This window comes from Novispirillum itersonii, from assembly GCF_014205675.1.
GTDB classification, from domain to species: Bacteria; Pseudomonadota; Alphaproteobacteria; order Rhodospirillales; family Rhodospirillaceae; genus Novispirillum; species Novispirillum itersonii_A.
Map to the genome: position 1 here is coordinate 1 of NZ_JACIIX010000018.1, position 23,616 is coordinate 23,616.

At 61.0% G+C, this 23,616-nt stretch carries 19 protein-coding genes; 3 read left to right on the plus strand and 16 right to left on the minus strand.

Going from position 1 to position 23,616, the window contains the following annotated elements; all coding sequences use genetic code 11:
- Window positions 1-286: 286 nt before the first annotated feature.
- The 3 genes from ipdC to FHS48_RS17940 form a co-directional block, all read right to left on the minus strand.
- Window positions 287-1,951, minus strand: a complete 1,665-nt coding sequence (gene ipdC / locus FHS48_RS17930; RefSeq protein ID WP_184265634.1) for an indolepyruvate/phenylpyruvate decarboxylase — start codon at window positions 1,949-1,951, stop codon at window positions 287-289.
- A 234-nt stretch (window positions 1,952-2,185) separates the two neighbouring features.
- On the minus strand, window positions 2,186-4,066 hold the full coding sequence (locus FHS48_RS17935; RefSeq protein ID WP_311769161.1) for a helix-turn-helix domain-containing protein: 1,881 nt from the start codon (window positions 4,064-4,066) through the stop codon (window positions 2,186-2,188).
- Between the two features lie 72 nt (window positions 4,067-4,138).
- Window positions 4,139-5,545 (minus strand): helix-turn-helix domain-containing protein, encoded by a 1,407-nt coding sequence (locus tag FHS48_RS17940; protein ID WP_184265636.1) that lies wholly within the window; start codon window positions 5,543-5,545, stop codon window positions 4,139-4,141.
- A gap of 1,032 nt (window positions 5,546-6,577) precedes the next feature.
- Between FHS48_RS17940 and FHS48_RS17945 the strand changes: the two genes are divergently transcribed.
- Window positions 6,578-7,756: a hypothetical protein gene (locus tag FHS48_RS17945; protein ID WP_184265639.1), complete on the plus strand. Its 1,179-nt coding sequence runs from the start codon at window positions 6,578-6,580 to the stop codon at window positions 7,754-7,756.
- A 76-nt stretch (window positions 7,757-7,832) separates the two neighbouring features.
- Here FHS48_RS17945 and FHS48_RS17950 read toward each other — a convergent pair whose 3' ends face one another.
- From FHS48_RS17950 to FHS48_RS17970, 5 genes are all read right to left on the minus strand, one after another.
- A complete protein-coding gene (locus tag FHS48_RS17950; RefSeq protein ID WP_184262075.1) occupies window positions 7,833-8,762 on the minus strand; it encodes an electron transfer flavoprotein subunit alpha/FixB family protein in 930 nt (309 codons plus the stop codon).
- Between the two features lie 2 nt (window positions 8,763-8,764).
- The gene (locus FHS48_RS17955) at window positions 8,765-9,514 is read right to left on the minus strand and encodes an electron transfer flavoprotein subunit beta/FixA family protein (protein ID WP_184265642.1); all 750 of its coding nucleotides are present in this window, start codon (window positions 9,512-9,514) and stop codon (window positions 8,765-8,767) included.
- Between the two features lie 66 nt (window positions 9,515-9,580).
- Window positions 9,581-11,212: a long-chain fatty acid--CoA ligase gene (locus FHS48_RS17960; RefSeq protein ID WP_184265645.1), complete on the minus strand. Its 1,632-nt coding sequence runs from the start codon at window positions 11,210-11,212 to the stop codon at window positions 9,581-9,583.
- A 94-nt stretch (window positions 11,213-11,306) separates the two neighbouring features.
- Entirely contained in the window at window positions 11,307-11,702 is a 396-nt protein-coding gene (locus FHS48_RS17965; protein WP_184265648.1) for a MerR family transcriptional regulator, read from the minus strand.
- A 107-nt stretch (window positions 11,703-11,809) separates the two neighbouring features.
- Window positions 11,810-12,688, minus strand: a complete 879-nt coding sequence (locus FHS48_RS17970) for a LysR family transcriptional regulator (RefSeq protein ID WP_184265651.1) — start codon at window positions 12,686-12,688, stop codon at window positions 11,810-11,812.
- A 118-nt stretch (window positions 12,689-12,806) separates the two neighbouring features.
- Here FHS48_RS17970 and FHS48_RS17975 point away from each other — a divergent pair, with 118 nt between their 5' ends.
- Window positions 12,807-13,742, plus strand: coding sequence for an AEC family transporter (locus tag FHS48_RS17975; protein ID WP_184265654.1), 936 nt, complete (start codon window positions 12,807-12,809; stop codon window positions 13,740-13,742).
- Between the two features lie 51 nt (window positions 13,743-13,793).
- Here FHS48_RS17975 and FHS48_RS17980 read toward each other — a convergent pair whose 3' ends face one another.
- The 8 genes from FHS48_RS17980 to FHS48_RS18015 all read right to left on the minus strand — a co-directional run bounded on the left by FHS48_RS17980 (window position 13,794) and on the right by FHS48_RS18015 (window position 22,536).
- Window positions 13,794-14,516 (minus strand): type 1 glutamine amidotransferase, encoded by a 723-nt coding sequence (locus FHS48_RS17980; RefSeq protein ID WP_184265657.1) that lies wholly within the window; start codon window positions 14,514-14,516, stop codon window positions 13,794-13,796.
- A 22-nt stretch (window positions 14,517-14,538) separates the two neighbouring features.
- On the minus strand, window positions 14,539-15,516 hold the full coding sequence (speB, locus tag FHS48_RS17985; RefSeq protein ID WP_184265660.1) for an agmatinase: 978 nt from the start codon (window positions 15,514-15,516) through the stop codon (window positions 14,539-14,541).
- A gap of 42 nt (window positions 15,517-15,558) precedes the next feature.
- Window positions 15,559-16,395 carry an ABC transporter permease subunit gene (locus tag FHS48_RS17990; RefSeq protein WP_184265788.1) on the minus strand — a complete coding sequence of 279 codons (837 nt, stop codon included), beginning with the start codon at window positions 16,393-16,395 and terminating at the stop codon, window positions 15,559-15,561.
- Complete coding sequence (locus tag FHS48_RS17995) at window positions 16,395-17,387, minus strand: ABC transporter permease subunit (protein WP_184265663.1); 993 nt, start codon at window positions 17,385-17,387, stop codon at window positions 16,395-16,397. The genes FHS48_RS17990 and FHS48_RS17995 overlap by 1 nt, the downstream gene beginning before the upstream one ends.
- Window positions 17,384-18,532 carry an ABC transporter ATP-binding protein gene (locus FHS48_RS18000; protein ID WP_184265666.1) on the minus strand — a complete coding sequence of 383 codons (1,149 nt, stop codon included), beginning with the start codon at window positions 18,530-18,532 and terminating at the stop codon, window positions 17,384-17,386. Before FHS48_RS18000 ends, FHS48_RS17995 begins: the two co-directional genes overlap by 4 nt.
- A 23-nt stretch (window positions 18,533-18,555) precedes the next feature.
- Window positions 18,556-19,665, minus strand: a complete 1,110-nt coding sequence (locus tag FHS48_RS18005; RefSeq protein WP_184265669.1) for a polyamine ABC transporter substrate-binding protein — start codon at window positions 19,663-19,665, stop codon at window positions 18,556-18,558.
- Between the two features lie 136 nt (window positions 19,666-19,801).
- Window positions 19,802-21,082, minus strand: coding sequence for an NAD(P)/FAD-dependent oxidoreductase (locus FHS48_RS18010; RefSeq protein WP_184265672.1), 1,281 nt, complete (start codon window positions 21,080-21,082; stop codon window positions 19,802-19,804).
- 89 nt (window positions 21,083-21,171) lie between these two features.
- Complete coding sequence (locus FHS48_RS18015) at window positions 21,172-22,536, minus strand: glutamine synthetase family protein (RefSeq protein WP_184265791.1); 1,365 nt, start codon at window positions 22,534-22,536, stop codon at window positions 21,172-21,174.
- A 226-nt stretch (window positions 22,537-22,762) separates the two neighbouring features.
- On the opposite strand from FHS48_RS18015, the gene FHS48_RS18020 reads away from it, so the two are divergent.
- Window positions 22,763-23,473: a GntR family transcriptional regulator gene (locus tag FHS48_RS18020; RefSeq protein ID WP_184265675.1), complete on the plus strand. Its 711-nt coding sequence runs from the start codon at window positions 22,763-22,765 to the stop codon at window positions 23,471-23,473.
- The last annotated feature ends 143 nt before the right edge of the window (window positions 23,474-23,616 follow it).

Here is a 23,616-nt window from a genome sequence, read left to right on the forward strand (position 1 = left end):
CTCAGGTTCCAGCCATTCGTCCGGCCAGATACCCACGTATCCCTTCCCTCTCTTCACTTGTCTAACAGCGGCGCCACCATGGTGACTTCCAACTCAGCTTCCCACCAGCTCTTCGCTGCGGCCCGCGTCGTCGGGAGGCGCTTTATAGGTCCCCAACACAAAACCGTCAAACACTATTTTCAGAGATGTGACTCTTTTTTCGGGGCTTACGCCCAAACCCGCCGCAAACCCGCGCCCCGTCAAGCTTCCGGGCGGCGCGGGGCTCCCACGCCACCCGGGTGAAACCTTATTCTGCTGCCATGGCGGCGGCGGCCTTGGCCCGGGCCTGCGAAATTCCCTCAACAAAACGGGTGAGAGTCGCAGACCGGCACCCCGGATCGATCATCACCTCAATGAGATCAAAGCGCCCCTCTTCCGGGGAGCGGACCGCCTGATCCAAAGCGGCCTTCAATTCGGCCCGGGTCCTCACCCGCTGTCCCCGCCCACCGAGGGCCGGGCTCAGATCCGCAAAGTGCCAGTCACTGAGATTGTTAAAACGGGAGGCAGGCTGAAAAGCCCGCAACATCTCCCAGCTGCGGTTATTCAGGACGATGACGATGGGGTTCCAGCCATTATGACGGCAGTTCCCGAGCTCCCACCCGGTCATCTGAAAGGCACCATCACCGACAAGGATGATCGGGCGCTGCCCACTGGCGGCCTGAACCCCGAGACCAGCCGGAACACCGAAGCCCATGGTGGCATAAAAGCCGGGCCCGACCAGAGCGCCATGGTCAATTTCCATCGCCGTAAACATGCAGTCGCCGATATCCGAGGCCATCGGCATCGGCCCATGCTCGGCAAACAGGTCATTCAGCGCACAGGCAACATCACTGGGGGTGACATCCCTGTCATCTGCGGACAGGCCCCGGGCATAGGTCGCGCCCCCTTGCCGGACAGGTTGATCAGTCTGCTCCTCAAGACGGCTCAACAAGGCCGACAGAAGATCCGGCAACGGGATCGCGTGATAGTGATGATGCCCAATCCGGACATCCCGGCCCAGAACATGGCAGGCAGACCGCAGGCCCAGCCGTTCCCGGGGTTCGGCAAAATTGGTATCTGAGGGAATGACCCCGAACATCAGGAGGAAATCTGCGTCTTCCACCTGATCCCGGACTTCCGGACGGCTCGCAGCCCCCAGATAGGTGTCCAGGGCAGGCAGACCGTGTCCGCCGAGAACACCCCGCCCCATGAACGTGGTCACCACCGGTAGACCCAGCCGCCGCACCAAGGCTGCCACCGCCGCCTCGCAGTCATACCGGCGGACCTCAGCATCCACCATGACCACCGGTCGCTTGGCCTGACGCAGGCGGGTCAGGATCTCTTCCGCGCATTCCGCCACTGCCGATGGATCGGCCTGCGCTGGCGACAGGAACGGCACCGGAGCACAGGGTGCAGTCACCATATCGCGGGGCAGCTCAATATAAACCGGCAAAGCGTGATCCCGGCAAGCCCGCAGCACCCGTGCAATTTCCTGTGGAGCCCGGTTGACATCATCCAGACGGGTCTGGGCACAGGTGATTTCCTCAAACATCCGATATTGGCTGTCGAGAGTCCGTGTCTGGTGGTGAAGGACCAATCCATCAATCTGCTCTGACCGGGACGGAGCCCCAGAGATCACCACCAGTGGTGACCGCTCGGCATAGGCACAGGCCACCGTGTTGATCAGATTGAGGGCCCCTGCCCCGTAGGTGACTGCGGCCACACCAAGGCCCCGGTTGATCCGGCCCGCTGCATCCGCTGCAAAGCCAACACCCGGTTCATGGCTGAGCGTATGCAGCGGAAGAATTTCGCTCTCTTCCATCACCCGGAAGAACGGCAAGGCAAAATCACCGGGTATCCCGAAAACCTCGGTTGCCCCATAAGCCCGAAGCCCATGCAGGAGGACTTCCCCCAGCGTCGCCTGTGTGTTCATTCCCTGTTCCTTCCGGTCCGGCATTTCTCTGGTGCGGTCACGCCGCACGGTGCTGCCCAACAGTGTAGAAAGGGAAGAACTCAACCCCTTTGATCAAGATCAAATGATGCACGAAACGAGTACGTTTGATAAAAATATGCTCAAACAGTGAGAAATACAGAAAATTCCTCACTATCTGAGTATTCACTCAATATTTTTGACAGGAGAATGCTCGATCCGTGTATGGATCTGCCTTCAGCCGTCAGACTCAAGCCATTCGTTCAGTGCAGACCGCAATTTCGGCGACGGGATCGCTTTTCCTCGTTCCAACTTGGACAGATAACCCTGCTGAATCCCGAGAAACTCTGAAACCTGAAGCTGGCTTTGGCCGGTCTTCCGACGATGCTGCCGGATCCGTTCTCCCAAAGCTTCCGCATCCCCCGCAGGCGCTTTAACCGAAATTACCTGTGGTGGCGCAGCATCCGGCCGGGCTTGTGCCAGCTGTTTATAATACTCTTTCAGTTCATCGGGGGCCTCAATGGCGATGGTTGCGGTCAACCAGTCAGCGCCCCATCCCCGCTTTTCGGTGATCGCTTCGTTCCAGCGGTCATACTGCCAGCCGGCAATCACCCGGTCTTCCAACAGTTGATCCAGCGCTTTTTCAAGCCTGCTCCGGGTTTTAGAGGGATAACGGTCATTAAGATCTTCGCCAACCGCTTCCAGAAGCGTCTGGATCCGATAAATCTGAACAAACTGACCGGTCCGGGCAATCGCCCGCCAATGCCATGACACATAGCGGGTCAGCCGTTTTTCCCACTTGCGGCGATAAGGATCGTATTGCAGGGCCTTCTGGAACAACAATCCGGTCTGGCGGCCGGTCCCGAAGAGAAAGCTGGCAAAGGCCTTTCCCGGGCGGAAGACAAAACGTTCAACATCCATATAGCCATCAAGGCGGATCTGCCCCATTCGGTCTGTGATGATGAACGGACGGCTTTGCAGGGTTTTGGTTACCGGACGGCGGCTCTTTCCCCCTTTCGGGTCAGTCTCATAAACCTTAACCTCGGCAATATTGAGCCAGACGTTCTGAATATGAGTCAGTGCCCGCAGAATTTCCTCTCTCTGCTCAGGCTCATAGCCACCGCGACGACCCTGCCCCCCACGTTTCGGTTTCAACCCACGCATCGCCAAAATCTCGTCAACGTCAGCAACAGCCCCGTCATCAGGACTGCGCGCCTGCGAGAGATAAATGGCACAGAGAGCATCAAGGGCATCAGCATCAATGTCAGACAGCTCAGACTGCTGCCGCCACATGGTCTGCGCCCATGCCTGAACCTGTTCCCGCGGCAAATGCGGATCCTGCTCCACCACTGCCGGGCGCAACTGCGCGTATCCCTTCGCCCCGCCGCGCGAGAGTTCGGCGGTTGGCCATGGAGTTCCATCCACCTTGCGAAAGGTGTTTTTGTATAAGGCCTCCCGCAGGCTCTGGAAATGTCCGGAGGACAGGACCACAAGCATATCCCGGGGCAAATCGGCCCGGCCTGCCCCGCTTGCCTCACGGATCCCCAGAATTTCTTCAAGATATTGCAAAGGCTTATGCGGTGGTGACAACAACTCCGCAATCGCCTGTGCTGCATCCTCAGCATAGGTGGAGATCAAGCCGGTAATCATTTCAGCAGAAACCGGCATCACATCACGGTCTTCCTCCTGCCCCCAGGAGGAAACATTCAGGGCAATCCACCGGGCGAGCTTTTCCAGATAGGCATTCTCAGCGACCATATCTTCAGCCATTTTCCGGCACATTGGCTGTGCCCGCTGAAACATAATCGCCTTCTCACCCGGATCTTCGTGAGTTTCCTTGATATAACATTCGATCAGGTTCTTTTGGATTACCGCAACAAGGGCTTCCATAACCCCGTCGCGTCCGGATTCAAGGGCACGCAACAGCGACAGTTCCGCACTGTCTGCATCCCATTCGCCCTGTTCCGCCATCAAGGCAAGGCCTGTCGCAACTGTCGCAACACCAGCCAGAAGCGGTTGCCGATCGACCTCCACGCGTGGAGACGTTCCGTCAACAACCACTTTCCGACCATCCGGCAGAATGATTTTAACCGGATCAGGGCGAGGCGCTTTAGCCACGAAGCCTTCCTTTCGCAAGAGAACTTGAGACTGCGGTGATAACAGTAAGCGGAGCCAGACGCACGGGCAGAATTATTCCTCCTGACGACGCTTCCGCAAGGCGTGGAAACTGGCAAGAGCGTTCAACTGCCCCTGAGGCCGTAACAGCATTCCGGCCAGGAAAGCCTGACGGTTCTTCGTAAAGGTATGCGCCGGTCGCAAAAGAGCAACCGCGACGGCCAACATCGCCTGACCCCGGCCATGCAAGGCATTCCCCGTACGCCAACACCAGTCAGAAACACCCAAACGCAATGCGATCAGACGGGCAGCATCGTAATAGGCTGAAACAGGTGCTGCTTCAGGGGACTCGATCAGAAGCTGATCGCACAGGACAGCCCTGAATTCCGGACAAAGGTCCAGAATGTACGTGGCCTTGACCGGCAAAGATGTCTGAACCGGACTGTCTGCATCTGCCTCACGGCTTAATCCCGGTAAATAAGGCTGTCCTGAACCTTGAACGCCCCTTTCCCAACCCGCGACTACCTCTTTTTGGAAGAGATTACTATTTTGGTGAGGAATCTTTGTAGAGTCATCACGGAATTGAATTTCCGGGTCCCCGGAATTTAAATTGATTTCAGGTAGATCCACATTGAGAGATGGGTCAGGTTGAAGAGCAATCAACGCCTCAGTGTTGGCAACCCCGGCAAGCTCAACCAGTTCATCCCGAAGAACGGTTAAAGCCTGTTCATACCCAATCTGCTCATCGGAAGACGCTGCCGCATCCCGTTCCCACAATCTGCGGGCAAGACGCGACTTTTCTTCGGCCTCAAACAGTTTGGCATGAAGGTCAATCCCTGTCTGGTCCTCCTCCCAACGCCGGCCAACATCAGAGAGAACAACATCAACCGCATCAACGGCCGTCCGCACATCCTGCAAAGCTTCGCCAATCTGTTGCATCAACCGCTTCATCGTCCGACGACGCTCAGCCAGTTGCTGCCCAACAGCTTTCAGGTGCTCAATCTGTTCAGCAACCGGGGCAAGATTGATGCCATAGGCAACGACAATCTCCCCTGCCCCATTCCAGACTGGAACACGGCGGTTTCCCGGACCTCTCAGAATTGAAATCATCCCGGCCTGTTCAAGCGCAGAGAGATGATTCCGGACCGTTCTCTCCGTAACGCCCAGACAGCCTGCAAGCTCAGCATTGCCAGGAAAAACCAGAGGGGTTCCCCCCTGATCCCAGTCCGACAACTTTGTATAGTCAAACAACAGCTCCAGCGTCGCCAATGCCTCCCTTGGAAAAGGCAAACGGCTGCCGCAGCGCCGTAATGGTTCCAGCATCTGCTTCGGATGCTGAATCCCTTCCGGCAGCCCACGGAACGTAGCCGCAGAAATAGCACCATCGAAATGGCCATAAGATTTTCGGGCATGCCCTGTCGGCGGCGGACGATTTCCGTCCCCGGAACGACGTAGCAGCCCACCGGTCGTAGAACGACCCATGTCGCCTCCTCAGCAGGACGGCGAAAACAGGATGTGGAGTCGGCCTTTCGGGATTTAATTTTTTTGCAAGGCAATATTTACCCTGCGCGCCAAACCATGTTATGGTTGGCACCTACACACGCCCTGAAAGGTCGGTCCTCGACATCCGTCAACGGTCCCGACTTTGATGTGGTTACCTTGAAACCGGCGTCTCGACCACGCCGGTTTCTTTTTTTATGTCTGACCCTGTATCACCCGTGCGGGCAGGTAGACTCCTCCTACAGCTCTGTTTTTGAGGGGGCAATGCCATAGCAGGCCGCCCAGATCGTACTGGGACGGTCCGCCCGGCAAAGACACTCTCTCATTCAATGCATATGTTTAGCACAGCGCTATTCCTGCACCGTGCAGGCATGGAGAGCCTATAGACTGATAAATCTTTTACGGAGATATGAAGGGAATAAAATTTAACTCTTTTACCGTTTTAAAACAGGGTATTAGCCTATCTCAAAAATCACTGGTCTGAGCTTGATGACCCCGACTTTGGTGACCTATGACCCCGATGATTGCCATAGATAACCCCGATTGCCCGAACAGCAGGAATATTCTGCGTTTCCGGCTTTTGGTACAGGATAACCCCGACCTCATACCTTTCTGGAATATTGGGTCGATTGCTCTCCACCCATGCCATCGCACGCGTAAAATCTAGAGACTCTTTTATAAATCAGAGTGTTGAGGAAGACGCGTCGACAGAGACAACTGATGCAGTCTGCCCTATTGCCCAGAACGATTCCACCCACCCTCCCTTCTCAGGCTCCGTTCAGGGGATTGAGAATATTCACAGTGTCGGGGTCATCGTTCTCAAAGTCCGGTTCCTGTGCCGTACCGGCACTCTGAACACAGCCTGTCTCTGCCCCACCCCGGACAAACACCGGGAATAGGGTCCTCAGATCGGCATGGAGAGAAAACAATCCCCTGCCCTGCGCGTGGTGCTTTACGCGATCACGCCAGATCGGTTATGACTTACAGGTTGTTATCGGGGAATCGTTTGGCTAGATGAGCAAGAAACCAACAAAACCGGCCGGTGGCGCCGTCCAGCCCAAGGACGAGAACAAAGCCGCGATCAACACTGCCCTTAAGGGAACTGTTCTGCCGCGCCTGCGGGAGTGGGTTCCTGCCCTGACAGAGATCCCTGACGACAGGCTCTATGAAAGTGCGATGGAAGATCCGGCAGTGCTGTATGCCTGCCTGACGGCTTTTGCAGCCAACCGGGCCCTGTTCAATGATGTCACCGTCGGAATCGGCGGAGCGCCCGTCACCGATGATGACAGCGCCCTGAAATGCGAACGGTCGGTGAACGATATCATTGGCATGGTGGTCCGCACCGGCTGCCGGCGGTTTGCTAAAAAGGTACTCGACGAAAAGATCCCTCATCAGGCTGTCGAAGCCGATGATCAGGGCCTGATCGACAGTCTCCGGCTGATCATCCGCGATCTGTGGGCCAGTGATGTGCGCACCAAGGTCGGTGAGAAAAAGCGCACCCCGGGCGAGGACTTTTACGAAGCCATCCGCGATCACCTTGACCATGACTGGCAGGTTCCGCTGTTTCCGTATTACGTGGAGCTCCCGCCCCGTCTGATCGGTGAACTGGGGAAAGGCGTCACCACCCTGCGGACTCCCGAAGGGATCCGGGAGCTGGCTTCAATCGGCCGTGACAGCCTGGATGATGCCAAGCGGATTGTCGGCAACGAACTTGCCCGTGAAATGCTTGATACCAATCCCAAGGCCGCCCGTGGGGTCTCTCAGGTCGGCAAGGGCGAGTTTGACCGTCTCAACGCCTGCTTCGGCGATGTCCTGCGGGAAAAGCGCTGGGAAGTCTTCAATGACCTTGAGCGCCTTGATGCCCTGAAAGACATGGACAATCAGGAAATTGCCGCCCTGACCCCATTCCTGCCGGTTGTCGGCGCTGAAACGCTGAAGAATATCAAAAAACACTTCAAGCATCTGTATCAGGTTGAGGCTTTCCTCAGCATCGGTATTGAGGTTCTCGGCCATAAGGAGTTTGTCGCAACTTTCGGCAATCCCGGCCGCACACCGGCCATCCGTAAAATCACCGGCAAAATGTCGATGGCCCGTCTTGATGGGGCCAATCCGCAGGCTGAGTTTTCCGGAATGCTGGCTGACGTCATGCGTGCCTATGCCGCCAACCCGGAAGCCTATTGCCGTACTACCTGAGGCCTGCCTCAGGCACAGACAAGAAAGGCCGGGAGCGGAATGCTCCCGGCCTTTTCCGTTGGGCGCGATCCTGTATTTACAGGGCCTTTTCGAGATCAGGCAGGGCCTGGAAGAGGTCGGCGACCAGACCGTAATCGGCGACCTGGAAGATCGGGGCCTCTTCATCCTTGTTGATGGCGACGATGACCTTGGAGTCCTTCATCCCCGCCAGATGCTGGATCGCCCCGGAGATCCCGACGGCGACGTACAGTTCCGGCGCCACGATCTTCCCGGTCTGGCCGACCTGATAGTCGTTCGGCACGAACCCGGCGTCCACCGCCGCGCGCGAGGCACCGACCGCCGCGCCCAGCTTGTCCGCCACCGCTTCGATCAGCGCGAAGTTCTCGCCCGAGCCCATGCCACGGCCGCCGGAAACGATCACCCGCGCCGCCGTCAGTTCCGGACGTTCGGACTTCGACAGCTCTTCGCCGAGGAACACGCTCTGCCCGGCATCCGCCGCGCCCGACACCGCTTCCACCGCCGCAGATCCGCCTTCAGCGGCAACGGCATCAAAACCGGTGGTGCGCACGGTGACAACCTTCAGGGCATCGGCGCTCTGCACGGTCGCCAGCGCATTCCCGGCATAGATCGGGCGCACGAAAGTATCGGCCGACACCACGCCGCAGATGTCCGACAGCATCGCCACGTCCTTCAGGGCGGCGACGCGCGGCAGGAAGTTCTTCCCCGAGGTGGTCGCCGGGGCCAGAATGTGGCTGTAGCCACCGGCCAGTGACACCACCAGATCGGCCAGCGGCTCCGCCAGCGCATGCTGATAGGCCGGGGCATCCGCCACCAGCACCTTCGCCACACCGGCCACCCTGGCAGCGGCTTCCGCCACCGCGCCGCAGCCCGCACCGGCGACCAGAACGTGGATGTCCCCGCCAATGGCGGCAGCCGCCGCCACGGTGTTCAGCGTCGCGCCCTTCAGATGGGCGTTGTCATGTTCGGCAATGACCAGAATGCTCATCGTCAGATCACCTTCGCTTCGGTCTTCAGCTTGTTCACCAGTTCGGCCACGTCGGCCACCTTCACGCCGGCCTGACGCTTCGCCGGTTCGCTGACCTTCAGGGTCTTCAGGCGCGGGGCGATATCAACCCCCAGATCCGCCGGGCTCACCGCCTCGATCGGCTTCTTCTTCGCCTTCATGATGTTGGGCAGCGACGCATAGCGCGGGGTGTTCAGCCGCAGGTCAACCGAAACAACGGTCGGCAGCGACACTTCGATGGTCTGGAGACCGCCGTCGATTTCGCGCATCACCTTGGCCTTGCCGCCGCCCAGCTCCACCTTCGACGCGAAGGTCGCCTGCGACCAGCCCATCAGCGCCGACAGCATCTGGCCGGTCTGGTTGCTGTCGTCATCAATCGCCTGCTTGCCGACCAGAACCAGATCCGGCTTTTCGCGGTCCACCAGCGCCTTCAGCGCCTTCGCAACGCCCAGCGGCTGCACCTCTTCATCCGTCTGGACGTGGATGCCACGGTCGGCCCCCATCGCCAGTGCCGTGCGGATCGTTTCCTGCGCACCGGCAGCCCCAAGGGAAACCACGACAATCTCCGTCGCCGTCCCGGCTTCCTTCAGGCGAACCGCTTCTTCAACCGCGATTTCGTCGAACGGATTCATCGACATCTTGACGTTCGCCGTCTCGACACCGCTCTCGTCGGCCTTCACGCGGATCTTCACGTTGTAGTCAACGACCCGCTTCACTGCTACCAGGACTTTCATCGGTCCGTCTCACTCCCAGTGTGGTGATGCCCTGTTCTGTCAGGGCTGTTACATCTGTCAGGACTGTTACAGGGGCTGTTCCTCGGTCAGCGTCTCCGCACCATAGCGGGTTCGCAGGTCCAACTTCAACAGCTTGCCGGTGGCAGTGTGGGGCAGATCATCGACGATGACCACATCATCAGGAATCCACCAGTGCGCCACCCGGCCTTCAAACCACGCCCGCATATCGGCCGGGGTCAGTTCGGCGCCGTCCTTCAGGGCAACGATCAGACGCGGGCGCTCCCCCCACTTGCTGTCAACCCGGGCGATGGCCGCCGCTTCCCGCACCGCCGGATGGCCGACCGCCACGTTCTCCAGGGTGATGGAGGAGATCCATTCGCCACCGGACTTGATGACATCCTTGGTGCGGTCGACGATTTCCATGAACCCGTCAGGGGTCAGCGTCGCCACGTCACCGGTTTTGAACCAGCCATCGGCGGTAAAAGCACTGCGGTCTTCCAGCCCGAAATAACCGGAGGCAATCCACGGCCCGCGCACCTGCAACACCCCGTAAGACACCCCATCCCACGGCAGCACCGTCCCGGCATCGTCGCAGATCCGCACTTCCACGCCATAGGGCGCGCGCCCCTGTTTCAGGCGGTAGCGCAACTGCTGTTCTTCAGACAGCGCTGCTTCCTGCTGCGGGGTCAGGGTCGCAAAGGCTCCCAGCGGGCTGGTCTCCGTCATCCCCCAGGCGTGCAGAACCCGGACTCCTTTGGCCGCAAAGCGGGTCATCATGCTTTCCGGGCAGGCCGACCCGCCGATCACGACGCGCTGGAGCGGATCCAGCGACAGACCGTTGGCCTCCGCATGGTTGAGCAGCATCAGCCATACCGTCGGCACCCCGGCGGTGAAGGTCACCCCTTCGCGGGTGATCAGATCATGCACGCTGGCCCCATCCAGCCGGGCCCCCGGAAACACCAGCTTGGCCCCGGTCAGCGGGGCCCCATAGGGGATACACCACGCGTTGACATGGAACATCGGCACCACCGGCATGATCGCATCGTGCCCGGAGAACCCGAACAGATCCGGCATATTGGCCGACAGCGCATGCAGCAGGGTGGAGCGGTGGGTATACAGCACCCCTTTCGGGTCCCCGGTGGTCCCGGAGGTGTAACATAGCCCGGAGGCGGTGTTTTCATCCAGCTGCGGCCAGTCAAATTCCTCCGGCTGCCCGGCGATGAAATCCTCATAGGCCACCACGTCCGGCAGGGCCGTCGCCGGAACCGTTTCCGCCATCACCACAATCTTCGGCACCGCCCTCAGGGTCGGGGCCACCTTTTCCACCAGCGGCAGGAACATCGGCTCGACAAACAGCAGCCGGTCTTCCGCGTGGTCAATGATGAAGCGGATCTGATCGGGGAACAGGCGCGGATTGATGGTGTGACAGACAAACCCGGCCCCCGGCACGGCATAATACAGCTCAAAATGCCGGAAGCCGTTCCACGCCAGCGTGGCCACCCGCTCCCCGGGGCGCAGGCCCTGCGCTGTCAGCGCATTGGCCAGCCTGCGGGCCCGCCGGGCCGCATCCGCATAGGTATAGCGGTGCAGACTGCCGTCATCCTGACGGGATACGACCTCTGCCTGCGGGTGATAGCGTGCGGCATGCTCCAGCACCCCGGAAATCAGCAGCGGGGCCGACATCATCTGTCCAAGCATTGTAAGCCTCCCTGACCCGGCCCCGTCACCCGGAGCCGGTTTTTGTTTGTGGATCCCTGTGTCAGCAATGCTCCGGTCGGCCTTCTCCGGCCTGTTATTCCCCGGTGGCAGCCCCTGCCCCGATACGGGTCAGGGCTTCGTCTTCCAGCACATGTAATTCAGAAATGATGGTCTCGACTTCCTGCCGCATCGTTTCCATCTCGGCCAGACGGCGGCGGATCTTCTCCAGCCCGACCCGGTACTGGTCCGATCCGTCCTGACCGGAGCGGTAGAGGTCGAGGTATTCGGCAATGTCTTCCAGCGAAAAACCAAGACGGCGGAACCGCTGGATCATTTGCAGGCGGGCGCGGTCACGGTAGGTGTAGAACCGGGCCCCGCCCATCCGTCCGGGGGACAGCAGGCCTTTTTCTTCATAAAAACGCAGGGCCTGCGGCGTCAGATCGAACAGCTTTGCCAGCTCCGAAACGGTATAGGTATGGTCGCGGTCCATCACATCCTCCTGACTGTTCAGAAGGGTGCCTGAAGGCAATGTTAAAGTCAACTTTAACATTGATGCAAAAGCGGGATCCTACTGCCCTATAGGGCACTCTTCTGTCGTCAGAAAAAGGTAATGGATCCCAGAAGGTCCAGCAGCGGCTGGACCGCCGGATTGGTGCGGCTGCGCCGGGTTTTCAGCACCACCGGCAGCTCCGGCGCCGAAACCAGCGGGCGGGCGTCAATGTCCGGGACACCCCGGCAGATGCTCTCCGGAACCAGAGCAATCCCCAGATCCGCCGCCACCAGCCGCAGGATGGTGTGCTGAAGCAGCGGTTCAAACCGGTACTGGGGTTCCACTCCGGCCGGCGTACAGAAATCCTCAATGGCATTGCGGAGTGTTGGCGCCGCCTGCGGCGAGACCGCAATCACCGGTAAACCGGCCAGATCCTGAGGAGAGATCACGTCCAGTTCCGTCAACGGATGCCCCGGCGCTGTCACCAGGCACAGATGGTCGGTAAACAGCGGCCAGACCTCAATCTGCGGCATCGCCCGGCCGGAGAAGGTGATCCCGGCATCCAGCGTGCCATTGATCAGGCCCTGCTCGATCTCCATCGGCGTGGTTTCGCACAGAGAGAGCCGCACCCCCGGCTGCAAGGCGGTATAGCGGCGGACAATCTCGGGAACCACCGTCTGCGCCGCATGCATCATAAACCCCAGACTCAGTGCCCCGGCGCGTCCCTCCGCCACCAGCCGGGCATCGCGGCAGGCATCGTCAAAGCGGGCCAGCACCGCCCGGGCATCGGCCAGAAAGCGTTCTCCTGCCGGGGTCAGGGTCACCTGCCGGGAGGTCCGCTCCACCAGACGCACTCCCAGATCCCGCTCCAGATTGGCGATCTGGCGGCTGAACGGCGGCTGGGTCATGTTCATGCGGGCTGCGGCGTGGCCGAAGTGCAGGGTTTCCGCCAAAGCGATGAAATAGCGCATCTGCCGCGTGTCCATTGATACCTTTTCCGCATTTATGGGACCATCAGAATGGATTGGATCGTATCGGAAGGCCTTGCTATGGAAAAGAGGGGGCGCGGCCCCTCCCGTCTCTCCGGTCCGGATCAAAGCCCCCATGCTTGTTAATCTTGGCATTGTCCTGCCAATCTTTGCGCTGATCCTCACCGGCTGGATTGCCCGCCGCTCCGGCGTGCTAGGCCCCAATGCCACACGGGAAGTTAACCGCGTGGTGGTCTACCTTGCCCTGCCCGCCCTGCTGTTTGACATCATGGCCAAGGCCAAACCGGCGGAGATCTGGCAGCCGGGCTTTATCCTTGCCTTTACCGGCGGCTGCGCGGTGATTTTTGCCGGGACCCTGCTGTGGCGGCTGTGGCAGAGGCATTCTCTGGCCGATGCCGCCATTGACAGCCTGAATGCCAGCTACGCCAACACCGGCTTCATGGGGTTCCCGCTGGTGCTGGCGGTGCTGGGGCAGCAGGCGATGGCCGCCACCCTGATCGCCACCATCATCACCGTCTGCATCCTGTTCGGTGTCGCCATCATCCTGATTGAGGTCGGCCTGCAATCAAAGGCCCGGGGCCGGGACATCGTCTGGAAGACCGCCCTGTCGCTGGCCAAGAACCCGCTGCTGATTGCCCCGGCCCTTGGGGCGGTAGTGATGCTGGCGGGCATCCCCCTGCCGCAGCCGGTGGAAAGCTATCTGAAGCTGATGGGCGGCGCAGCCTCGCCCTGCGCGCTGGTGGCCCTTGGCCTGTTTCTGGCGCAAAACTCCGGCCGCCGCCCGAAAGCGGGCAATACCGTGCAGGTCACGCTGGTGGTGCTGAAGCTGTTCATCCATCCGGCGGTGACCTGGGTGATCGCCTTCCCGCTGCTGGGCCTGTCCCCGGCGGTCGGCGGAACCGCCGTGCTGCTGGCCGCGCTGCCAACCGGCACCGGCCCCTTTATGCTGGCAGAGTTCTATGAACGGGAGGCCCTGCTAACCGGCCGGGTGGTGCTGATCACCACCATCCTCTCGGTCGCCACCCTGTCGCTGTATCTGGCCCTGACCTAAAAGAAAACAGGGGGCGCCCGCCCCCTGCTCCACACCGTCAGGCCCTGTTCCTTATGCGGCCTGCTGCCGCTTCAGAAAACGCAGCATCCAGTCCGCCGCAACGGCGGCATCGGTCTTTGCCGCTTCACTCTTCAGATCCGTCAGGGCGGCATCGGCCAGCGGTTCCGGGATCAGGCCCCGGCGCAGGGCAACCAGATCGGCCTCAAACGGGACACCGAACTCCGGATGCCCCTGAAAACTCAGTGCTGTATCGCCATAGACCAGCACCGCATTGGGGCAGAAGTCTGAACTGGCCACCACCGTCGCCGACGGCGGCACCTCCACCACCTGATCCTGATGCATCGCCGACAGCTTCAGCACCGGCGGGGCATCGGCCAAAGCCTGCGGGGGGGCCGTCAGGCTGTATTCGTGGATCCCCACGCCCCAGCCCTTCGCCGACTTTTCAACCCGCCCGCCGAGGGCCTGCGCCAGAATCTGATGCCCGAAACAGATGCCGACCACCGGGCGGCGTTCCGCCACCAACGTGCGCAACAGATCCTGCAACCGCAGCATCCACGGCAGGTTTTCATAGACCCCATGCCGGGATCCGGTGATCACCCAACCGTCGCAGGCGTCGATGCTGTCGGGGAACTGGTCTTCCAACACCGGATAGACCACAAACTCCAGACCCGGATCGGCCGAGGTCAGCAGCCCCCGAATCATATCAGCGTAGGAACCATAGGCCCCGATCAGATCCGGCGGAGTCCGCCCGGTTTCAAGGATACCGATACGCATCAACATCTCCCGCGCTCTTCGTTTACAGATCACCGACCGGCTGACGCACCGCGCCCCGGGCCTCGGCCAGCAGACAAAGATAATCATGTGCAACCGTCGCCGCCGCAATGGCGGTGATTTCCGACACATCATAGGCCGGGGCGACTTCCACCACATCCATCCCGACAAACGCCAGCCCACCGAGACCGCGCACGATCTCCAGCGCCTGCGCTGACGACAGGCCACCCGGCACCGGGGTGCCGGTACCCGGCGCAAAGGCCGGATCCAGCACATCAATGTCGAAGGTCAGGTAGACCTTGCGGTCCCCGACCCGCTGGCGGATGGCCTCAATCGCCGCCTGCGCCCCGTTGCGGTGAATCCATGGGGCCGACAGGATCCGGAAGCCATGATCGCTGTCGTTGTAGGTGCGCAGGCCGACCTGCACCGAAGCCCCGGCATCAATCAGCCCCTGCTGTTTGGCGCGCAGGAACATGGTGCCGTGGTTCAGGCTGGTCTCGCTGCCGTCATCCCAGGTGTCACAATGAGCATCAAAATGGATCAGCGCCAGCGGCCCGTGTACCGCCGCATGGGCCTTCAGCAGCGGATAGGTGACAAAGTGATCCCCGCCCAGAGACAGCAGGGATGTCCCCTGCCGCAGGATCTTTTCCGCCTCCGCCGCAATGGTGTCGACGATGGTTTCCGGGTGGTGCGGGTCGAGAAACACGTCCCCATAATCGGCCACCGCCAGCGTCCCGAACGGATCGAACCCGAACGGAAAAGCCAGCAGCTCCGCCAGCTGGACCGAGGCTGCCCGGATCGCCCGCGGCCCCAGCCGGGCGCCGCTGCGGTAGGTAACCGCGCCGTCGTAAGGCACCCCCATCACCGCCACATCAATCCCGGTCAGATCCCGCCGGTACGGGCGGCGCAGGAAACTCAGGGCGCCGCCATAGGTCATTTCCGCCGCCCGTCCATGCGGGTCGGATTTCCGGAACGCCTGATCCCCCAAAATCTCTTCAGTCATGCTTCTGTCTCTCTGTGTTTCGGCCCGGCAGGCGGGCGGGGCTTAAAGCCCCGCTGCCGCCGCCCGTTCCTCCCGCTGGCGCATCCGGTGCAGGCGGGCGGCGTTCCACGTAAACAGCACCACGCCAATCCCCACCACCACAATCATCATCGTCGCCAGTGCGTTCACTTCCGGGCTGACGCCCAGACGCACCTTGGAGAAGATCACCATCGGCAGGGTCGAATACCCCGGCCCCGACACGAACGCCGAGATCACCAGATCGTCAAACGACACCGTAAACGACAGCAGCCAGCCGGAAACCAGCGCCGGAGCAATCATCGGCAGGGTGATATCCACAAACACCCGCCACGGCCGCGCCCCCAGATCCAGCGCCGCTTCCTCGATCACCCCATCCATATCCGCCAGACGCGACTGCACCACCACTGCCACATAGGCCATGCAGAACGTGACGTGAGAGATGATCAGCGTCACCACCCCGCGCCCCTTCGGCCAGCCCAGCAGGCTTTCCATGGCAACGAACAGCAGCAGCAGGGCCAGACCGGTGATCACCTCCGGCATCACCAGCGGTGCCGACACCATACCGGTCAGCGCCACCTTGCCCCGGAATTTCGGAAACCGAGACAGGGCGAACCCGGCCAGAGTGCCCAGCACCACCGCCAGTGACGCACTGATGAAAGCAATCTTCAGACTGATCATCGCCGCACCAAGGATCTGGTCATCGTGCAGCAGCTCGCCGTACCACTTCGGCGAAAACCCGCTCCACACCGTCACCAGACGGCTTTCATTGAAACTCAGGACCACCATGGTCAGGATCGGCAGATACAGGAAGGCAAAGCCGGTCAGGGCCAGCACCTTCAGGGATGTGCTGCGGCGTCTCATCATCCATGCTCCGCTGTTTTGTTCTGACCGTTCCGCAACAGCATGACGGGGATGACCAGCACCACCATCATCACCACCGCCACGGCGGAGGCCATTGGCCAGTCGCGGTTGTTGAAGAACTCATCCCACAGCACCCGCCCGATCATCAGGGTATCGGGGCCGCCCATCAGGGCCGGGATCACAAATTCCCCCACGGCCGGAATGAACACCAGCATGCTTCCGGCCACCATTCCCGGACGCGACAGCGGCAGGGTGACGGTCAGGAACGCCTTCCACGGGGCACTGCCCAGATCCGCCGCCGCTTCCAGCAGGGTCTCGTCCAGTTTCTCCAGCGTCGCGTACAGCGGCAGCACCATGAATGGCAGATAGGTGTAAACCACCCCGAGATAAACCGCGAAATCGGTCTGCATCATCACCAGCGGCTGATCAATGATGCCAAGGTTGATCAGGATGTTGTTGATCACCCCGTTGTGCTGCAACAGGCCGATCCACGCATAGACCCGCAGCAGCAGCGAGGTCCAGAACGGCAGGATCACCAGCGCCAGCCACAGGGGCCGCCGCTCCGCCGGTTGCCGGGCGATGAACAGCGCCATCGGATAGCCGATCAGCAGACAGAACAGCGTTGAGACCGCCGCCACTTTCAGCGATCCGGCATAGGCCGACAGATACAGCGTGTCTTCCAGCAGGAACAGGTACTTGCCGAAGTTAAGCTGCAAGGTCGCCACCGCCTCGCCGTCCCAGTCCAGCAGGGCGGTATAGGGCGGCATGGCAATGGCGGTATCCGCCAGCGAGATCTTCAGCACCACCCCGAACGGCAGCAGGAAGAACACCAGCAGCCATCCCAGCGGGATCCCCGACACCATCCCCTGCCCGAGACCACGCGGCAGCGGCAGGCGGTGTTTCAGCCGGGTGAGGACGGACCCGGTCCGGGGGCGCGACGCCACCCCCGGATCCGGAACGGCCTGCGCCGCCGTCTGGTCCCCGCCGCTCATGCTGACAGCACCACGCCGCTGGCAGAGCCCCAGCTACAGAACACCGGCTCCTTCGGCTGCAACGGCATCTCGTCATAGCGGTCCAGATTGGGCCGGGTAACGCGGATCATCTTCCCGGTCTTCAGCCGGATCTGAAAAACGCTGAGATTGCCCATATAGGCAATCTCATCAATCACGCCGGACGCGACGTTATCGGTCTGGTCCGGATGCTGCCGCGACAGGCGGATCTTTTCCGGGCGGATCGCCACTTCCACCATCTGCGCCGGGGCGCTGCTGATCCCGTGATTCACAAACAGGGTGCACCCGGCATCCGGAGAGTCAATCCGCACATGATCCGGCTCGTCCTCCACCAGCGTTCCTTCAAACAGGTTCACCGATCCGATGAATTCGGCGACAAAGCGGTTGCCGGGGAACTCGTACAGATCATGCGGTTCACCGACCTGCACGATCCGCCCGTGGTTCATCACCCCCATGCGGGAGGACAGGGTCATCGCCTCCTCCTGATCATGGGTGACGACGATGAAGGTGATCCCCAGCGCCTGCTGGATCTTCATCAGCTCGAACTGGGTTTCTTCCCGCAGCTTCTTGTCCAGCGCCCCCAGCGGCTCATCCAGCAGCAGCAGCTTCGGGCGCTTGACCAGACTGCGGGCCAGCGCCACCCGCTGCCGCTGCCCGCCGGAGAGCTGATGCGGCTTGCGGCGGACAAACTGCCCCATCTTGACCAGATCGAGCATCTCCGCCACCCGGCGGGCGATCTCCGCCTTCGGCACCCCGTCCTGCTTCAGCCCATAGGCCACGTTCTGCTCCACACTCATATGCGGGAACAAGGCATAAGACTGAAACATCATGTTGATCGGGCGTTCGTAGGGCGGCACATCGGTCATGTCCTGCCCGTCGATGATGATCCGCCCGGAGGTCGGGCTTTCAAACCCGGCGAGCATCCGCAGCAGGGTGCTTTTCCCCGATCCCGATCCACCCAGCAGGCAGAACAGTTCCGACCGGTAAATATCGAGCGAAACCGCATCAACCGCCGTGAAGTCGAGGAACCTCTTGGTCACCGCCTCAATCCGCACGAACGGTTCCGCCACCGGATCGGTCCACGGTTTTCGCGGGTCCGCTGCCTGAGCCAAAGACGCCTGTGTCATGATCCATCCCTTCCTGCCGCAGGTCAGTGCCCGGTTTTCAGTTCGGTCCACGCCCGGGTCAGCAGGCGGTCAAACTTGACGGTGTGGGATTTCTGGGCGAACAGCTTGTCGCGCACCGCATCAGGCGGATAAATCCCCGGATCATTGCGCACCGCCTCGGTCACCAGCGGGGTCGCCGCCTTGTTGGCATTGGCGTAATTCACCGTATTGCTGACAGCGGCAATAACGTCCGGCTGAAGCAGATAATTCAGGAAGGCATGGGCATTCTGCGGATGACGGGCATCATTGGGGATCGCCATCACGTCAAACCACATCAGGGTGCCTTCCGACGGAATGCTGTAACGCAGCGTCACCCCGTTTTTGGCCTCCGCCGCCCGGTTGCGGGCCTGAAGCAGATCACCGTTATATCCCACCGCCACGCAGACGGAGCCATTGGCCAGGTCGTTGATATATTGTGACGAATTAAAGTATTTCACGTTCGGCCGCAGCTTTTGCAGCACCGCTTTCCCGGTCTCCAGATCCTCTTTTTTCTCGCTGTTGGGGTCCAGTCCGGCATAATTCAGGGCAATCGCCATCACCTCTGACGGTGAATCCAGAATGGCGATGCCGCAATCCTTCAGCTTGGCGGAAATCTCCGGCTTGAACAGCACATCCCACGAGGTGATGGTGTCGGTGCCCAGCCGTTCCTTGATCTTATCCGGGTTATAGCCGATGCCGATGGTGCCCCACGTATAGGGCATGGCGCGGGCGTTCTCCGGGTCATGCTTGGCGATGCGGGTGACGATCGCCGGATCAAGATTGGCGTAGTTGGTCAGGGCCGCCTTATCAAGGGGCTGAAACACCCCGGCCTTGATCTGCCGTTCCAGAAACGAGGCGGTCGGCACCACCAGATCATAGCCGGACTGCCCGGCCAGCAGCTTGGCTTCCAGCACTTCATTGGAATCAAAGACGTCATAATTGACCTTGATCCCGGTCGCCTTCTCAAAATTGGCGATGGTATCGGGGGCGATATAGTCCGACCAGTTGAAGATATTCAGCACCTTCTCTTCCGGTGCGGCGGCACCGGCGGGGCTGACAGCAGGCAAGGCAAGGGCGATGACCGCCGCAGCGGTCTTGAAAGAAGTCCGGAACATGATGCCTCCATAGCCCCGGGGAACACGCCGTTTTGTCTTATTGAGTCCGGCGTTCGTATTGTTCTGGGGCAGGTTTGTGTGTGTTGAAAAATCACAGAAAAGGGCGGTCCGTTTCCCGGACGGGCCGCCCTGCCGTTTACACTCCCAATTTATCGCGCAGGATGTACCACCACGCCCCCGCCACGGTCAGCGGCACCCGGAACATCCGGCCACCGGGGAACGGGTAATAGGGCAGCCGGGCAAAGCTGTCGAAGCGGGTGGCATCACCGGCCAGTGCCTCGGCGATCAGCCGCCCGGCCAGATGGGTGCAGGTCACACCATGGCCACTGTACCCATGCGCAAAGTAGATGTTTGACCCCAGCCGCCCGAAATGCGGAACCCGGGTCAGGGTCAGGGCGAAGTTGCCGCTCCAGGCGAACTCGAACTTCACCCCTTTCAGGCGCGGAAACACTTTTTCCACATGCGGGCGCAGCTTGGCTTCGATATCCGCCGGTTCCGCCCCACCGTAGACGGTGCCGCCACCGAACAGCAGACGGTGGTCTGCGGTCGGACGGTAGTAATCGAGGAAGTAATTGGCATCCTCGACCGCCGATTTGGTGGGGAACAACTCGTTCATCACCGCTTCGCCCAGCACTTCGGTGGTCACCACCTGTGTGGACACCGGCATGATCTTGTCGGTCAGCTCCGGCACCGCCCCGTTGAGATAGGCATTGCCGCAGACAACCGCATACTTGGCTTTCACCGCCCCTTCAGCGGTGCGGACCACCACGCCGGACGGCACGGTATCCACCCCGGAAACCGGGGACTGCTCATAGATCACCCCGCCAAGGCTTTCCACCGCCGCCGCCTCGCCCAGCGCCAGATTGAGCGGATGGATATGACCGCCGTGGTGGTCAATCATCCCGCCGCAATAGGCATCGCTGTTCAGGTGGCGGCGCAGGGCGGGCTTATCGAGCAGTTCCAGACCGTCATGGCCATGGCCGCTCCAGTGGACCCGCATGTGGTCCAGTTCCCGCATCTGCTTCGGGGTAAACGCCGCGAAGATGTTGGTCGGGCGATAATCGCAGGCGATATTGTAGCGCTCGATCCGTTCCCGGATGATCGCCGCCCCTTCCAGCGACATCTTGCCCAGCGCCACCGCCGCCTCGCGGCCATAGCGGTTTTCAATCACCTCAAGATCACGGCTGTAGCCGTTGACGATCTGCCCGCCGTTGCGCCCGGAAGCGCCCCAGCCGACCTTTGCCGCTTCCAGCACCACCACCTTGAATCCCCGCTCCGCCAGATGCAGGGCAGAGGACAGGCCGGTGAACCCGGCCCCGACGACGCAGACATCCGCATCCACGGTGCCGGTCAGGGCGGGCCGCTGCGGCGCCGGATTTGCCGTTGCGGCGTAGTAGGATTTGACGTGCGGAGTCATGCCCCCACTCCTTCTCATGCCGCCCGCAATCCTGAAAAGACCAGAGATCTTTTCAGGACCGGGCGGTGACACTCAGGTATTGACCGGTCTTACAGCACGCCCAGATAGGAGGCGTATTCCGCATCCGTCACCTTACGCGCCATCTTGTTGCGTTCCTGCCACTTGATGGAGCGGAAGACGTGATGCACATCTTTCCCCAGCGCATCGCGCAGAACCGGGCTGTCACGGAACAGTTCAATGGCCCAGTCCCAATCCGACGGCAGCAGGTTTTCTGCCGAGCGGCGTTCATAGGCGCTGCCTTCAACCGCCGGACCGGGGTCAATCCGGTTTTCAATGCCATGCAGCACCCCGGCAATCAGGGCCGCCAGCACAAGATAGGGGTTGGCATCCGCCCCGGCGACACGGTGTTCAAACCGCCGCGCCTTGTGGCTGCCATTGGGGATCCGCACCGACACCGTGCGGTTTTCATACCCCCAGCAGGCCACGGTCGGAGCGTGAGTCCCGGCCTGGAACCGGCGGTAACCGTTCAGGTTCGGGGCGAAGATCAGCATCGACGGGCGCATCAGTTGCAGCACGCCACCGACGGCGTGACGCAGGATATCCGACCCGGCATCGGTGCCGTCATCGAAGATGTTGTTCCCATCCTTGTCCAGCATGCTGCAATGGATGTGGAACCCGGACCCTGACTGGTTGCCGTACGGCTTCGGCATGAACGTGGCATGCAGGTTATGGCGGCGGGCCACGTTGCGGACGATCCGCTTGAACAGCACCGCCTGATCGGCGGCCAGCACCGGATCCGGCACATGTTCAAGGTTGATTTCAAACTGGCCGGGGCCGTTCTCAACGATGCAGGTATCCCCCGGCACGCCCTGAGTGTCGCAGGCGTCACGGATATCGGTCAGGACGCCGGAGAATTCCTCCAGCTCATCCATTGAATACACCTGCGGCACTTCCAGCGGGTAACCGGATTCCGGCGCGGCGGGCGGACGCGGACGCCCGGTTTCCAGCGCATCCCCGTTCATCAGGTAGAATTCCAGCTCGGTGGCGACAACCGGGGTCAGCCCCATCGCCTTAGCCTTTTCCACCTGACGCATCAGAACCTGACGCGGATCGACCATGAAGGGCGATCCATCGGGGTTGAACATCGTCAGCAGCATCTGGGCCCGCGGGCGCACCGACCACGGGACGGTCACCATGCCTGCCCCGCAGGGCAGGCAGACGCCGTCACTGTCACCGGTTTCCCAGACCAGACCGTTTTCCAGAACGTCCTCGCCCCAGATATCCAGCGCAAGGACCGAGCGCGGCAGCTTCATGCCGTCGCTGAAAACTTTGTCAAGCGTCGCCACCGGGACGCGCTTGCCACGCAAGATGCCATTCAGGTCCGATACCAGAAGGTCTATTTCCTCGATCTTTCCCGCCTTGGCGAGGAAAGCACGGGCGTCTTCAAGCTTCATGGTCACGAAAAGCCTTCCCTTCTCCGGGGTCCGGCCGAAATTGCAGAATGAAACAGGCGGTGGGCCGGACCGGCCCCGGATGATGTGTTTATGGTCATTCCAGAAACAATGTGATCAAAAATGGCGGAGAAGGTCAATCAACTTTTGATCACAATCTGGAATCAACCGTGGAACCCCCGGTCGGAATGTGCTTTAACCTGCGGGCTGTTTTGTTCAGGAAACCCGCATGGCACCTAGTCTTGCCCTTGCTTTGCCCCCCCTTGAGCGCGGTGTCAAAGAAACCGTCAGTCAGTGGGTCTACCGCAGTCTGCGCCATGCCGTGATGATCGGTCGGATTCCCCCCGGCCGGGCCCTGACCATCCGCGAACTGGCGGAGGCCCTTCAGGTCAGCACCATGCCGGTGCGGGAGGCGCTGCGCCGCCTGTCCACCGAGCAAGCCCTTGAAGTCCGCGACAACCGCCGGGTTCTGGTCCCCAATATGACCGCCGCCAAATTCCGCGAGCTGTGTGAGCTGCGAATCGCGCTGGAAACCCATGCCGCCGAGCGGGCCCTGCCGTGGCTGAACGACACAAAAATCAAGCAGCTGGAAGACCTTGACGCCGGAATCGACCGCGCCAACGAAAGCGGTGATCAGGAGCAGGTGACGATCCTCAATCAGGATTTCCACCGGGCCCTGTATCTGGCGAATCCACATCAGACCGCGATGCCGCTGATTGAAAGCGTGTGGCTGCAACTGGGTCCGTTCGTGCGCCTTGCCCTGTCGCGACTCCGCGATCACTACCAGATTGACCGCCACGGCGAGGCCCTGACCGCCATCCGCCGTCAGGATCATCTGGCCCTGCGGGTGGCGATTGAAGCCGATATCCGCGACGGCATCACCCATGTCGGCACCACCGAACTGCTGAACGCCTACATCAACAGCGGCGGAAGTAACTGACCCGGCTCCGCCGGGTCAGTTTTCTTTTTTGCCCCTTGTATGTTTGGCCCCTCACACGCCGGGCGCGGACGTCCGTCCGCTTGGCTTACGTGCCCACGCGGGCACGGGGCCTCAATGGCCCAGTCGGGCCTTCGGCCCTCCAC

Coding starts and splice junctions, on each gene's coding strand:
- FHS48_RS17995 (WP_184265663.1), bottom strand. CDS start 17,387: ATGAGCGGCGGGGACCAGACGGCGGCGCAGGCCGTTCCGGATCCGGGG.
- FHS48_RS17965 (WP_184265648.1), bottom strand. CDS start 11,702: ATGGACCGCGACCATACCTATACCGTTTCGGAGCTGGCAAAGCTGTTC.
- FHS48_RS17980 (WP_184265657.1), bottom strand. CDS start 14,516: ATGCGTATCGGTATCCTTGAAACCGGGCGGACTCCGCCGGATCTGATC.
- ipdC (WP_184265634.1), bottom strand. CDS start 1,951: ATGAACACACAGGCGACGCTGGGGGAAGTCCTCCTGCATGGGCTTCGG.
- FHS48_RS17940 (WP_184265636.1), bottom strand. CDS start 5,545: ATGGGTCGTTCTACGACCGGTGGGCTGCTACGTCGTTCCGGGGACGGA.
- FHS48_RS18005 (WP_184265669.1), bottom strand. CDS start 19,665: ATGTTCCGGACTTCTTTCAAGACCGCTGCGGCGGTCATCGCCCTTGCC.
- FHS48_RS17955 (WP_184265642.1), bottom strand. CDS start 9,514: ATGAAAGTCCTGGTAGCAGTGAAGCGGGTCGTTGACTACAACGTGAAG.
- FHS48_RS17960 (WP_184265645.1), bottom strand. CDS start 11,212: ATGCTTGGACAGATGATGTCGGCCCCGCTGCTGATTTCCGGGGTGCTG.
- FHS48_RS18000 (WP_184265666.1), bottom strand. CDS start 18,532: ATGACACAGGCGTCTTTGGCTCAGGCAGCGGACCCGCGAAAACCGTGG.
- FHS48_RS17945 (WP_184265639.1), top strand. CDS start 6,578: ATGAGCAAGAAACCAACAAAACCGGCCGGTGGCGCCGTCCAGCCCAAG.
- speB (WP_184265660.1), bottom strand. CDS start 15,516: ATGACTGAAGAGATTTTGGGGGATCAGGCGTTCCGGAAATCCGACCCG.
- FHS48_RS17950 (WP_184262075.1), bottom strand. CDS start 8,762: ATGAGCATTCTGGTCATTGCCGAACATGACAACGCCCATCTGAAGGGC.
- FHS48_RS17990 (WP_184265788.1), bottom strand. CDS start 16,395: ATGAGACGCCGCAGCACATCCCTGAAGGTGCTGGCCCTGACCGGCTTT.
- FHS48_RS18020 (WP_184265675.1), top strand. CDS start 22,763: ATGGCACCTAGTCTTGCCCTTGCTTTGCCCCCCCTTGAGCGCGGTGTC.
- FHS48_RS17975 (WP_184265654.1), top strand. CDS start 12,807: ATGCTTGTTAATCTTGGCATTGTCCTGCCAATCTTTGCGCTGATCCTC.
- FHS48_RS18010 (WP_184265672.1), bottom strand. CDS start 21,082: ATGACTCCGCACGTCAAATCCTACTACGCCGCAACGGCAAATCCGGCG.
- FHS48_RS17970 (WP_184265651.1), bottom strand. CDS start 12,688: ATGGACACGCGGCAGATGCGCTATTTCATCGCTTTGGCGGAAACCCTG.
- FHS48_RS18015 (WP_184265791.1), bottom strand. CDS start 22,536: ATGAAGCTTGAAGACGCCCGTGCTTTCCTCGCCAAGGCGGGAAAGATC.